Raw genomic sequence first — 12,532 nt, 5'->3', positions numbered from 1 at the left:
GGCGGGGCTCGGCTGGGTAGGGGCCTGATGGGCCGGGCGGGGGCCTGATGGGGCGGGTCCGGGGCCGGCCGGGCCCGGGTCAGCGGCGGCCGAGGCCGAGGGCCTCCCAGCCGGCGTCGCGCCAGCTGCCGAGGTCGAGGACGCCGCGGCCGTCGATGATCACGGGGCGGGAGACGAGGACCCGGGCGCGGACGGGGTCCAGCGCGCGGTACTCGGGCCATTCGGTGAGCAGCAGCACCAGCTCGGCGCCGCGCAGCGCGTCCTCGGCGGTGTCGGCGGTGGGCAGGGAGGGGTAGCGGCGGCGCACGCCGGGCAGGGCGGCGGGGTCGGCCAGGCGCACGTCGGCGCCCTCCCCGTGCAGGCGCAGGGCGATGTCCAGGGCGGGGGAGTCGCGCACGTCGTCGGTGTCGGGCTTGAAGGCGGCGCCGAGCACGGCGACGCGGCGGCCCTCGAGCCGGCCGTCCAGGGCGCGGCGGGCCAGGCGCAGCGCGTACTCGCGCCGGCCGGTGTTGATGGCGTCGATCTCGCGGAGGAAGGCGAAGGAGTCCACGGCCCCGAGCTCCCCGGCGCGGGAGATGAGGCCGCGCAGGTCCTTGGGCAGGCAGCCGCCGCCGAAGCCGATCCCGGCGCGGAGGAACTTCGGGCCGATGCGGTCGTCCATGCCGATGGCCTCGGCGACGTCGGAGACATCGGCCCCGGTGATGTCGCACAGCTCGGCGATCGCGTTGATGAAGGAGATCTTGGTGGCCAGGAACGAGTTCGCGGAGACCTTCACCAGCTCCGCGGATTCGTAGTTGACGACCAGGCGCGGCACTCCCGCCTCGAGCAGGGGGCGGTGAACGGCGTCCAGCAGGGCGACGGCGACGGCGGCATCGGCCCCGTCCGGGTCGGCGACCCCGTAGACGAGGCGGTCGGGGCGGAGGGTGTCGGCGACGGCGAAGCCCTCGCGCAGGAACTCGGGGTTCCACACGAGGTGCACGCCGGGGATGGGGGCGAGGCGTTGCGCGATCCTGCGGGCGGTGCCGACGGGGACCGTGGACTTGCCGACGACGAGGGTGGGGCGGCCGGCCCGGGAGCGCAGGTGCGGCTCGAGGGCGTCGAGGGCGGCGTCGATGTAGCGCAGGTCCGCACCGAGGCCGTCCTCGCGCTGCGGGGTGCCCAGCGCCAGGAAGTGCACGTCGCAGCCGGCGAGGTCGCCGGGGTCGACGGTGAAGGAGAGCTGGCCCTCCTCGACGCCGCGGGCGAGCACCTCCGAGAAGCCGGGCTCGTGGAACGGGGCGCGGCCGGCGGCGAGGGCGCCGATGCGGTCGGCGTCGACGTCTAGGCCGGTGACGCGGTGGCCGATCTGGGCCAGGGAGGCGGCGTGCACGGCGCCGAGGTATCCGCAGCCGATGACGGACACGGCGAGCGGGCCGGGGGCCGGGGCGCGGTCCGCCGGGGCGGGGGCGAGGTCCGCGCTGGGGGCGGTGCGGGGCGGGGCCGGGGAGGGCAGGAGGTCGACCACGGGCGGGCTGCCTTTCGCGAGCGGAGCGAGGGACCGTGCCGCATCCGTAGAATGCGAGGCGGCTCGGTCGTGCGGGGACGGGCCCCGCGCCTCACCCGCGCAGTCAACGCCACCGCCGTGAACGGGACCGTCCGGCGCAGTGAACTCCAGGAGACCATCCATGACTCGTCATCTGCTCGTCACCGGGGGAGCCGGGTTCATCGGCTCCGGGTTCGTGCATCATGTGCTCGAGCACACCGACGACACCGTCACCGTTCTGGACAAGCTCACCTATGCCGGGGACAAGACGTCCCTGGAGGGGCTGCCCGATTCCCGCGTCACCCTGGTCGAGGGGGACGTGGCCGATCCTGCGGTGGTCGACGAGCTGGTCTCGGCGGCCGATGCGGTGGTGCACTACGCCGCCGAGTCGCACAACGACAACTCGCTCCGCGACCCCTCGCCGTTCCTGCAGACCAACCTGATCGGCACGTTCACGCTGCTGGAGGCGGCGCGGCGCCATGGGACGCGGCTGCACCACATCTCGACCGACGAGGTCTACGGCGACCTGGAGCTCGATGATCCCGAGCGGTTCACGGAGGCGACGCCCTACAACCCCTCCAGCCCGTACTCGGCGACGAAGGCCGGCAGCGACATGCTGGTGCGGGCGTGGGTGCGGTCCTTCGGGGTGCAGGCGACGATCTCGAACTGCTCGAACAATTACGGGCCGCGCCAGCACGTGGAGAAGTTCATCCCCCGCCAGATCACGAACCTGATGCTGGGGGTGCGGCCGCGGCTGTACGGCAGCGGGGCGAACGTGCGCGACTGGATCCACGTCGACGACCACTCCAGCGCGGTGCTGCGGGTCCTGGATGCGGGCCGGATCGGGGAGACGTACCTGATCGGCGCGGACGGCGAGAGGTCGAACCGGCAGGTCGTCGAGCTGATCCTGCAGCTGATGGGCCGCGACCCGCAGGACTACGACCTGGTCGCCGACCGGCCCGGCCATGATCTGCGCTACGCGATCGATGCGAGCAGGCTGCGCACGGAGCTGGGCTGGGAGCCGGCCTACCGCGACTTCGAGGAGGGGCTGGCCGCGACGATCGACTGGTACCGCGAGCACGAGGGCTGGTGGCGCCACCAGAAGGACGTCACCGAGGCCAAGTACGCCGCCAGCGGCCAGTGACCGGCCCCCGGATCCCGAAGGAGCGCACGCCATGACCGAGCTCGCCGTCCGTACCACCCCGATCCCGGGCCTGCTGGTGGTCGATCTGCCCGTGCACGGGGACGCCCGCGGCTGGTTCAAGGAGAACTGGCAGCGCGAGAAGATGATCGCTGCCGGCCTGCCGGACCTGGGGCCGGTGCAGAACAACATCTCCTTCAACCAGGCAGTCGGGGTGACCCGCGGGATCCACGCCGAGCCGTGGGACAAGTACATCTCGGTGGCGACGGGCCGCGTGTTCGGCGCCTGGGTGGACCTGCGCGAGGGCCCCACCTTCGGCACCGCGTTCTGGCACGAGATCACCCCCGAAGTCGCGATCTTCGTGCCGCGCGGGGTCGGCAACGCCTTCCAGACCCTGGAGGCTCCGGCCGCGTACACGTACCTGGTCAACGACCACTGGTCCGAGGCCGCGCAGGCGCAGTACACCTTCCTGAACCTGGCCGACGAGACCGCCGCGATCCCGTGGCCGATCCCGCTCGAGCAGGCCGAGCGCTCCGCCAAGGACCTCGCCCACCCGCGCCTGGAGGAGGTCGCCCCGGTGCCGCCGCGGCGCACGCTGGTCATCGGCGCGACCGGCCAGCTGGGCCGGGCGCTGGCCGCGCTGTGGCAGGGGCGGGCCGATGTCGACGTGGTGGGCCGGGACCGGCTGGACCTGGCCGATGCCGCGAGCGTGGACGCCTTCGACCTCGCGCCCTACGGGGTGATCGTCAACGCCGCCGCGTACACCGCGGTCGACCGTGCGGAGACGCCGGAGGGCCGCCGCGAGGCCTGGGCCGCGAACGTGACCGGCGTGGGGCGCCTGGTGGAGGCGGCGCGCCGGCATCGAGCGGTGCTCGTGCACGTCTCGAGCGACTACGTCTTCGACGGCTCGGCCGATGTCCACGGCGAGGACGAGGCCCCGAGCCCGCTGGGCGTGTACGGGCAGACCAAGGCCGCCGGGGACCAGCTGGTGGCGACCCTGCCGCGGCACTACCTGCTGCGCACCAGCTGGGTGGTGGGCGCGGGCGGCAACTTCGTGGACACCATGGCGTCCCTCGCGGCCCGGGGCGTGGACCCGAGCGTGGTGGAGGACCAGGTGGGCCGCCTGACCTTCACGGCGGATCTCGCCGCCGCGATTGACCACCTGCTGCGGGCCGATGCGCCCTTCGGCACCTACCACCTCTCCAATGCGGGGGAGCCGATGAGCTGGGCCGATGTGGCACGAGAGGTCTTCGCGGCCACGGGCCACGATCCCGCGCGGATCACCGGGGTGAGCACGGCGCAGTACTACGCCGCCCAGGGCCGCGCCGAGGGCGACGGCACCATCGCCCCGCGCCCGCGCCGCTCCGTGCTGGACCTCGCGAAGATCCGCGCCGCGGGCTTCACCCCGCGGGACCAGCTGGTGGCCCTGCGCGAGCACCTGGGGGCGGCGGCCCGCTGAGCCGAGAGCCCGGGCCCGGGCCGGGGGACCGGCCCGGGGGCGGGCCCGGAGGTGGGCGCCGACCCGCCGCCGTGACCTCCTCGTTACCTGCGCTGTTAGACGCGCCACAGAATCGCGGCTACCGTGCGGTTCTGCACGTTCCCTGAACGTGCGCCTCCCTCCCCGCCCCCGCACCACCGAACGGAGAGCGCCGTGAAGTTCGCTCGCATCCTCCCCCTGGCCTCCCTCGCCTCAGCCTGCCTCCTCGCCGCGAGCGCCCTGCCGGCGCTCGCCGATCCCTCCGGGGACGGCCCTCCGGCCGATCCGGACCCCAAGCTCATCGACCTCGAGCTCTCGCCCCTGGAGATCTCCCTCCTGGCCGAGGGCTCCGGGATCAGCGTCCACGAGCAGATCGACCGGCTCGAGGAGCAGGAGGCCCAGAACAACCTGTACGCCGAGCTGCACGCCCAGGGCCTCGACTTCGACGGCGCCTACTTCGACGCCGAGAACCGCCTGGTCCTGCAGGCCCCGGTCGGCTCGATCGAGGCCGAGATCGCCCTGGACATCGGCCTCGAGGTGCGTGCCCCCGAGCACGGCGAGGACGAGCTGCGGCAGATCACCTCCGAGCTGACCTCCTCCGTGCCGGTGGACACCGGGCTCGTCACGATCGCCCCCGACGTGCGGCGCGACGCGGTCGTGCTGACCGTCTCCGGCGACGCCTCCGCGGTGGAGGAGTACGCCGCGCCCTTCGGCGACGCCGTCGTCGTCGAGGAGGGCGCGCCGATGGCCGCGCACGCCACCTTCACCGGCGGCGACAAGGCCGTGATCAGCGAGACCGGCGGCTACTGCTCCGCCGGGTTCCCCGCCCGCAACAGCTCCGGGGACGAGTACATGATCTGGGCCGGGCACTGCCTCGAGGGCCGCGACGAGATCCGCGACGAGTCGGGCACGCTGCTGGCCAGGAACGCCGGCACCGAGTTCGTCTCCTACGACGGGCAGGACGACCAGGACATGGGCCTGGCGAAGATCGCCGCCGGCGTCGACATGACCAGCGAGGTCAACGACTACGGCTACGGCCAGGAGCTGGACGCGTCCCGCGGGACGTGGACGCCGCCGGTGGGCACCGACGCCTGCAAGTCCGGCGCGACCAGCGGCATCACCTGCGGAGAGATCAAGGGGTACGGCTACACCGTGGCGTACACCGACGCGCAGGGCCGCGAGCAGGCGCGGGTCACCGGGCTCGGCGCCTCGGACATCTGCACCGCGGCCGGGGACTCCGGCGGCGCCTACGTCGCCGGCGGCTACGCCATCGGCATGACCTCCGGCGGCCCGGCCGGCCAGGACTGCGGCTTCGACCAGGGCTACGTCGAGGGGACCTCGTCCTTCTTCCAGCCGGTCGAGGACGCCCTGGACCACTACGGGCTGGTGTACGCCGGCTGAGCCGGGCCGGCCGGGCCGAGGAGCCGCCGGCTCGGGGCGTCGGCCGGCCCGAGCCGCCGCCGGCCCGAGCCGTCGCCGGCCCAGGTCGTCGTCGGCCGGGTGCTCGCACGATCGGCCGGATCGTCCTGACACGGAGGATCCGGTCGATCTCGCGCGTGCGGCGGCGTGCGCCGTCGGCCGATGTTCCGACGAAGGCCACCCGCAGGTCACCGGCGTCTGGGAGGCTGGGAGCGCTCCCAGCCCTTCCCGACCCCACGAGTGCGCATGCCGCCCGCCCCGCCCGTCCCGACCCTCGACCGCCGCCGTCTGCTGCAGCTGAGCGGCGCCTCGGCCGCCGTGATCGCCCTCGGCATCGACGCCCCCGCGGCGGTCGCCGACCCGCTGCCCCACCGCGAGGGGCTGTTCTCCCTGGGCGTGGCCAGCGGCGCCCCGCGCCCGGACGGCGCCGTGCTGTGGACGCGACTCGCCCCCGAGCCCCTGGCCGAGGACGGGCACGGCGGGATGCCGGCCCGGAACGTCGCGGTCCGCTGGGAGGTCGCGGCCGATGAGGGCTTCACCCGCATCGTCCGGCGCGGCCAGGCGCTGGCCCAGGCCGAGCTGGCCCATGCCGTGCATCCCCGCGTCGAGGGCCTCGACCCCGCCACGGACTACTGGTACCGCTTCGTGGTGGGGCGGCAGACGAGCCCCATCGGGCATCTGCGCACGCTGCCGGCCGAGGGGGCCGCGGTCGAGTCGTTCTCGTCGGGGTGGTCTCCTGCCAGGCCTGGTACCACGGGCATTTCACCGCCCACAGGCATCTCGCCGCAGAGGAGGACCTCGACCTGGTCCTGTTCGTCGGCGACTACATCTACGAGTACGGCATCACGGGCAGCAACCTCTGGCGCCAGGGCGCCGAGGTCTCCGCGGCCCACGCCGTGGAGGTCGAGACGCTCGAGCAGTACCGCCTGCGCTACGCCCTGTTCAAGTCCGATCCCCATCTGCAGGCCGTGCACGCCCGCGTGCCGGCGATCGCCGTCTGGGACGACCACGAGGTCCAGAACAACTACCAGGGCGCCCGCTCCGCCTACGGACTCCCCGACGAGCTGTTCGCCCACCGCATCGCCGTCGCCTACCGCGCCTACTACGAGAACATGCCGCTGGACGCGGCGGCGCTGCCCGAAGGGCCGGCCACCGACATCACCGCCGGCATCGACGTCGGGTCGCTGGCGCGTCTCACGCTGCTCGACTCCCGGCAGTTCCGCGACCCCGAGCCCGCGAGCGCCGAGGAGCAGCAGGCCGAGGACCGCAGCATCCTCGGGGCGGAGCAGGAGGAATGGGCCGACCAGCGGCTCGTGCAGTCCCCGGCGACGTGGAACCTTCTGGCCAACGGCGTCGTGCTGACCCCGATCTCCGAGGACCGCACGGACATGTGGGACGGCTACCCGGCCGCCCGACGCCGCCTGCTGCAGGCCATGGCCGAGGCCGGGAACGCGGTGATGCTGACCGGCGACATCCACAAGCACGTCGCCGCCGAGCTGCGCGCCGATGCCGCGGACCCGGACGCGCAGACCATCGGGGTGGAGCTGGTGTGCACGTCCGTCGCCTCCGACGGCGACGGCGCCGTGACCGACGGCTACACCGAGGACTGGACCCGTCACCCTTACGTCAAGCACTACGACGCCGCCGCGGCTACGTCCACGTGCGCCTGACCGAGCAGGAGATGACCTCCAGCTTCTGGATCGTCCCCTGGATCGAGGCCGATGACACCGCGCCCAAGGAGCTCTCCGCCCGATTCGTCACCCCGGCGGGCGACCCCCGCCTGATCCCGGCCTGAGAGGACGCACCATGAGCCCCCGCCCCGCCACCGTCTCGGGCATCGTCGCCGAGCCCGCCCTGACCACCATCACCCTGAGCTGGGACAGCCTCGGCTTCGATCCGCTGATCGACCACTACCGCATCTACGCCGTGGCCGGCGGCGCCGCGCCCGATGCCCCGCGCGAGCAGGACCTCGTCGGCAAGACCGTCTACCCCCGCTTCGTCCACCACGGGCTGGACCCGGCGGGGGAGGAGCGGACCTACACCGTGCTGGCGGTCTCCGACGCCGGCCGGCGAGGCCGGCCCAGCGATCCCGTCACCGCGGCCTCCCAGCCCTCGGTCACCGCGACCGGACGGGAGATCGCGAGCATCGGCGTCTTCGACGGGCGCACCCTCGAGCACCGCTTCGCCCCCTCCTCCTACGCCCGGATCCCCACCACCTACCCGGACGCCGTCATCGAGTACGTGCAGGGGACCGATCGGCCCGCAGAGGCATGGCCGTACCTGCTCCCGGGCCCGGGCGACGCCTGGGCCGGCAGGAAGGCCTACCGTGCCCGCTGGACGGTGCCGCTCCCGCAGCGGCCCGCCGGCGACCTCGACCTCGCCCTCTGGCTGGTGGACACCACGCGACTGGGCGGGACGCTGCGGGTGAGCGTCGGCGGGAAGCACCTGGCCGATGTCACGCTGCCCCAGGGCGCCACCCGCGGCTCCCGCGAGGGCGATGCGACCGTGCCCGGATCGACCCTGCAGCGCTCCTACCATGAGCTCCCCGTGCCGGCCGCGATGCTCGACGCCGGGGAGAACGTGCTCGAGCTGCACCTGGTCGAGGGCGGCTGGGTCGCCTGGGACGCGGTGGGGCTGTTCGCGCGGGCCTGAGCGCCGCCGAGCCCTCGGGGGGCGCTGCGGCGCCCAACGGTGGACGTGCGCTCACGCCCGGTGCACGGTCCGCCCGTCCTTGATCGTGCGCAGCACGCGGATGTCGCGCAGCTGCTCCGGCGCCGTCGCCAGCGGGTCGCGGTCCAGGACCACGAGGTCCGCGCGTATTCCGGGGCGGATCGTGCCCTTGGAGTCCTCCTCGCCGTACTGGTGGGCGGCATCGGCCGTGACGGCGCGCAGCGCCTCCCAGGTCGAGATGCGCTGCTCGAGGCCGATGGGCCGGCCTTCGCGGCTGATCCGGTTCACGGCCGCCCAGATCGTGAGCATCATGTCCGGCGGGGTGACGGGCGCGTCCTGGTGCAGGGTCACGCGCAGCCCCGCGTCCAGGGCCGTGCGGGTGGGGGAGATGCGGCGCCCGCGCACGGGGCCCAGGTTGCGCAGGTGCACGTCGCCCCAGAAGTAGACGTGGACGGCGAAGATCGAGGCGATCATGTCCGCGCGCGCCATGCGGAGGATCTGGTCCGGCCGCACGGTCTGGGCGTGGATCATCACCGGGCGCATCCGGGAGGCGGCCGGGTCCCGCTCCAGCACCTGCTCCCAGGCGCGGATCCACTGCTCGGCGGCCGCGTCGCCGTTGCAGTGCACGATGAGCTGGCGGCCCTGCTCCACGGCCAGGTCGACGTATCCCGCCAGCTCCTCGTCGCGCAGCGCCGGGTAGCCGCAGGCGCAGGCGCCCGGTTCCTCGGCCGCGGCGTCGGCGCCCGCCTCCGCGGTCGCATCGGCCGGGACGGGGCCCTCCTCGAGGGGCTCGTAGGGGCTGCTCATCCATGCCGAGCGGGCCTGCGGCGACCCGTCGAGGATGATCTTGTAGCCGCCCAGGCGCAGGTTGCCGCGGTAGGCGCCGGCGAGCTCGGGATGGTCGGCGAAGCAGCCGGCCCCGCCGTGGGACATCAGCGGGTAGGCGACCACGTCCAGGTCCAGCGCCCCGGCCTGCGCGGCCGCGGCGAGGGCGTCGACCGCCGCCGGGTCGGCGGCGCCCTCCTGGGCGGTGGTGATGCCGTGGCGGAGGTAGTCCTGCTGCGCCAGGCGCAGCGCCTCGGCCGGGTCGATGGCGAGTCCCGGGATGAGGGCGGTGCCGCCGCCCTCGACGGCGAGACCGCGGCCGACCGCGGCGAGGGCGGACAGCTCCTCGATGTAGCCGTCGGGGGTGCGGCCGTCGGCCTCCCGCCCGAAGCGGCCGCCCTCGGGATCGGGGAGCTCCGCCGTGATGGCGCTGCGCCGCAGCGTCTCCGTGCTGCCCACCCCCATGTGGACGCTGCGATGCAGGACGAACACGGGCACCGTGGTGCTCACGCGGTCCAGGTCGTGGCGGGTGGGGTGGCGGTGCTCGGCGAGCAGGGCCGGGTCGTAGCGCACCCCGATGAGGGCCCGGTCCGCGTCGGCGTCCGGGCGCCGCGCCAGCTCCTCCCGGAGGGCGGCGACCATCTCGTCGATGCTGCGGACCTCGGCGAGGTCCACGCACGCCGCCATCATCCCGTGGGTGAGCAGATGCCCGTGGGGGTCGATGAAGCCCGGCAGCAGGGCGGCGCCGTCGAGGTCCACCTCCTCGTCGCCCTCGCGCAGCAGGGCGCGGCCCTCGGCGAGCGGGCCGACGTGCTCGATCAGACCGTCGCGCACGAGGACCGACTCGGGCCGCTCGTCCTGGTCGGTCATGGTGAGGATGCTGCCGTGGTGGAACAGGGTGGCCATGGGGCTCCTTCGGGTCGGGAGGGCCGCGGGCGGGCGTCCGTCGCGGACGGGGCGTCGGTCGCGGACGGGCATTAGTCGCGGGACGGGTCGACGGCTGCGGGGGAGTCCGCGGACTCCGTGGACTCGGCGGTCTCGGCGTCGGCGGCCGGGGCGGCCGCGTGCCCGCCGCGGAAGGTCCAGGTGCGCGGGCCGATGGAGCGGGTCGCCAGCATCAGCAGCACGATCCCCGCCAGCAGCGTGACGAGGATGCCGGCCGCGGGCCAGGCCCCGAGGCTGCCGGCGAAGGCCGCGGAGATCACGAGCATGGCCGGCAGGTAGGTCATCTCCGGCAGGTTCATCAGGCCCATCTCCGCCATGGTGCGGGTGCGCATGCCCGGGTCGATGATCCGCACCAGGGCCAGGCCCGTCGGCGTGGTGCCGGTGCCCGTGCCGAACATGCCCATCGCGCGCTCGAAGTCGTGGTCGGAGCCGTACCGCTGTCCCAGGAAGAACGCGATGACCAGGGACAGCGCCGTGACCACCGCGATCGTCGCGAGGATCGGCACGATCCAGGCGAGGACCACCGCCAGCTGCACGGCCATGAACGAGGCGACCACCAGGAAGTCGGAGGTGAAGCCGGTGATCCGGTTCTGCATCCCCGGGTCGAGCAGATGATCCGCCCGCAGCAGGCCCATCGCCCAGCGCACGATGTACGCGGCCAGCAGCCCGTTGAAGAACATCAACCCGCTCATGGTCGTGCCGAGGAACCCGGGCAGGAAGGAGAACGCCCAGGACAGGCCGTGGGCGAGGAGGTAGCACACGCCCATCACGGCCATGTGCAGCGAGAGGGTGTCGATGCTCCCGGAGAACATGGTCTGGCGGCCGATCTGCTCGGTGTCCTCCTCGGGGCCGAAGTAGCCGCGCTGGACCGAGGGCGTGAACGGGGCGGCGTGGCGGGCCAGGCCCTTGCGCATGCCCCAGCGCGCGAGCGGGACGCCGAGCGCGAAGGCGGCGAAGAACCCGGCGGCGGCGAAGGCGAGGCCGACGTCGACGGCGCCCTCCCAGCCCTGCTGCTCGAAGATCGCGCCGAAGGTGGCGGCCTGGCCGGGTCCCTGGGCGAAGGCGAAGGCGGCCAGCAGCCCGTACATCGGGTGCATGTCGGAGGGTCCGCCCACGGCGGCGACCACGCCGAAACCGGCGATGGCCTGCGCGGTGAACAGCACCACCCAGGTCAGGCCCATCGCCCAGGCGCCCAGCAGCAGCCCCGAGGCGCGCCGGCCGCCGGTGCGCCCCGCGGTGCCGGGGGAGTCCGTCCGCGGCGCGCGGGCCAGTCCGATCGAGATGAAGGACAGCGTGAACAGCTGCGCGGTCAGCGCCGCGAACACGGACGCGTCCACCCCGTCGACGAGGCGGGGCAGGCCGAGGTTCATGGCGATCAGGCCGAGGAACCCGGCGATCACGGTGGCGGGGACGAGGGCGCTGCGCAGCGGCGGGATCCGGCGGCGCAGGGCCACTCCGAGCAGGCAGAAAGCGCCGATCAGGGACAGGGCGAGGAGAGCAGGCATGGCGGCCTCTCCGCAGGGGCGCCGTGGGGGAGTGCGTCCCCGCGCGTCGGGGGAAGAGCGGATGCCAAATGTAACGTACGGGTCACGGCGGGGCGGGGACTGCGGTAGGGTCCTGGGCGTTTCCTGTCATTGCGCTGGACCGAGGTACCTGCATGAGCACCACTGCGTCTGCCGCCGACGCCTCCGCGGAGGTCGCCACCCGGGCTCGTCGCAGCCGTTCCCGCAGGACGTTGCGCACCCGCGCCCTGCAGGCCGCGGTGCTGCTGCTGGTCATCCTGCTGTGGTGGGCGGTCGCCGCGCTGCGGCTGATCGATCCGCTCTACCTCCCCGGCCCCGGCGCGGTGCTCTCCGCGTTCGTCGACGCCAACCGCTGCCTGGTGGTGGACGAGGCCTCCGGACGCACCGTCTGCGGCGTGCAGAACTACTACCTGTGGGAGCACCTGGTCGCCTCCCTGCAGCGCATCGGTCTGGGCGTCGCCCTGGCCGTGGTGGCCGGTGTCGTGCTGGGCTTCCTCATGAGCATGTGGGAGCCGGTGAACACGGCCCTCGCGCCCTACCTGAACTTCCTGCGGGCGCTGCCGCCGCTGGGCTACATCGGCCTGATCATCGTGTGGGTCGGGATCGGCGACACCTCCAAGTACCTGCTGCTGTTCCTGGCGGCCTTCCCGCCGATCGTCATCGCGACCATCGACGGCGTGCGCGGCGTGCGCGAGGACCAGGTGCTCGCGGCGCGCTCCATGGGCGCCGGGCCCGTCGACGTGGCCCGGTACGTGGTGCTGCCGGCGGCGGCCGCCTCGATCCTCTCCGGCGTGCGCCTGTCCGTCGGCTTCGCCTGGACCACCGTCGTCGCCGCGGAGCTCAACAACGGCATCCCGGGCATCGGCGGGCTCGCCTACATCTCGGGCACCCAGCTGAACACCCCGCTGACCATCGCCTGCATCATCGTGATCGGCCTGGTCGCGGTCGCGCTGGACGGATGCATCCGTCTGGTCGGCGACCGGCTGACCCCCTGGCACGGAAAGGTCTGA

General features: G+C 73.7%; 9 protein-coding genes and 1 pseudogene. 7 read left to right on the top strand and 3 right to left on the bottom strand.

Annotated elements, in window-relative coordinates:
• Nucleotides 1–79 precede the first annotated feature (79 nt).
• The gene (locus tag ABD234_RS10025; RefSeq protein WP_344355863.1) at nt 80–1,402 is read right to left on the bottom strand and encodes a UDP-glucose dehydrogenase family protein; all 1,323 of its coding nucleotides are present in this window, start codon (nt 1,400–1,402) and stop codon (nt 80–82) included.
• Nucleotides 1,403–1,664: 262 nt separating this feature from the next.
• Here ABD234_RS10025 and rfbB point away from each other — a divergent pair, with 262 nt between their 5' ends.
• The 6 genes and pseudogenes from rfbB (at nt 1,665) to ABD234_RS09995 (ending at nt 8,211) form a co-directional block, all read left to right on the top strand.
• Nucleotides 1,665–2,666 (top strand): dTDP-glucose 4,6-dehydratase, encoded by a 1,002-nt coding sequence (gene rfbB, locus ABD234_RS10020; RefSeq protein ID WP_344355734.1) that lies wholly within the window; start codon nt 1,665–1,667, stop codon nt 2,664–2,666.
• A gap of 31 nt (nt 2,667–2,697) precedes the next feature.
• A complete protein-coding gene (locus ABD234_RS10015; RefSeq protein ID WP_344355731.1) occupies nt 2,698–4,122 on the top strand; it encodes a sugar nucleotide-binding protein in 1,425 nt (474 codons plus the stop codon).
• 192 nt (nt 4,123–4,314) lie between these two features.
• Nucleotides 4,315–5,541, top strand: a complete 1,227-nt coding sequence (locus ABD234_RS10010) for a S1 family peptidase (RefSeq protein ID WP_038371969.1) — start codon at nt 4,315–4,317, stop codon at nt 5,539–5,541.
• Nucleotides 5,542–5,721: 180 nt separating this feature from the next.
• A pseudogene (locus ABD234_RS10005) lies at nt 5,722–6,186 on the top strand (PhoD-like phosphatase N-terminal domain-containing protein); the annotation flags it as partial.
• A 101-nt stretch (nt 6,187–6,287) separates the two neighbouring features.
• The gene (locus ABD234_RS10000) at nt 6,288–7,229 is read left to right on the top strand and encodes an alkaline phosphatase D family protein (protein ID WP_344355726.1); all 942 of its coding nucleotides are present in this window, start codon (nt 6,288–6,290) and stop codon (nt 7,227–7,229) included.
• A gap of 136 nt (nt 7,230–7,365) precedes the next feature.
• Nucleotides 7,366–8,211: a polysaccharide lyase family protein gene (locus ABD234_RS09995; RefSeq protein ID WP_344355723.1), complete on the top strand. Its 846-nt coding sequence runs from the start codon at nt 7,366–7,368 to the stop codon at nt 8,209–8,211.
• A gap of 51 nt (nt 8,212–8,262) precedes the next feature.
• Here ABD234_RS09995 and ABD234_RS09990 read toward each other — a convergent pair whose 3' ends face one another.
• Nucleotides 8,263–9,960 carry an amidohydrolase gene (locus ABD234_RS09990; protein ID WP_038371972.1) on the bottom strand — a complete coding sequence of 566 codons (1,698 nt, stop codon included), beginning with the start codon at nt 9,958–9,960 and terminating at the stop codon, nt 8,263–8,265.
• A 71-nt stretch (nt 9,961–10,031) separates the two neighbouring features.
• Nucleotides 10,032–11,504 carry a sodium/glutamate symporter gene (locus tag ABD234_RS09985; protein WP_051486712.1) on the bottom strand — a complete coding sequence of 491 codons (1,473 nt, stop codon included), beginning with the start codon at nt 11,502–11,504 and terminating at the stop codon, nt 10,032–10,034.
• 152 nt (nt 11,505–11,656) lie between these two features.
• Here ABD234_RS09985 and ABD234_RS09980 point away from each other — a divergent pair, with 152 nt between their 5' ends.
• Nucleotides 11,657–12,532 (top strand): ABC transporter permease, encoded by an 876-nt coding sequence (locus ABD234_RS09980; RefSeq protein WP_038371974.1) that lies wholly within the window; start codon nt 11,657–11,659, stop codon nt 12,530–12,532.

The sequence above is a fragment of the Brachybacterium phenoliresistens genome (genome assembly GCF_039530785.1).
Lineage (GTDB): Bacteria > Actinomycetota > Actinomycetes > Actinomycetales > Dermabacteraceae > Brachybacterium > Brachybacterium phenoliresistens.
The sequence above is the reverse complement of the archived record's forward strand: the minus strand, read 5'-3'. Positions and strand labels throughout refer to the sequence as shown.

Bases quoted from the DNA above. Each gene is read 5' to 3' on its own strand.
- ABD234_RS09995 (WP_344355723.1), top strand. From the start codon at position 7,366: ATGAGCCCCCGCCCCGCCACCGTCTCGGGCATCGTCGCCGAGCCCGCC.
- rfbB (WP_344355734.1), top strand. From the start codon at position 1,665: ATGACTCGTCATCTGCTCGTCACCGGGGGAGCCGGGTTCATCGGCTCC.
- ABD234_RS10015 (WP_344355731.1), top strand. From the start codon at position 2,698: ATGACCGAGCTCGCCGTCCGTACCACCCCGATCCCGGGCCTGCTGGTG.
- ABD234_RS09990 (WP_038371972.1), bottom strand. From the start codon at position 9,960: ATGGCCACCCTGTTCCACCACGGCAGCATCCTCACCATGACCGACCAG.
- ABD234_RS09980 (WP_038371974.1), top strand. From the start codon at position 11,657: ATGAGCACCACTGCGTCTGCCGCCGACGCCTCCGCGGAGGTCGCCACC.
- ABD234_RS09985 (WP_051486712.1), bottom strand. From the start codon at position 11,504: ATGCCTGCTCTCCTCGCCCTGTCCCTGATCGGCGCTTTCTGCCTGCTC.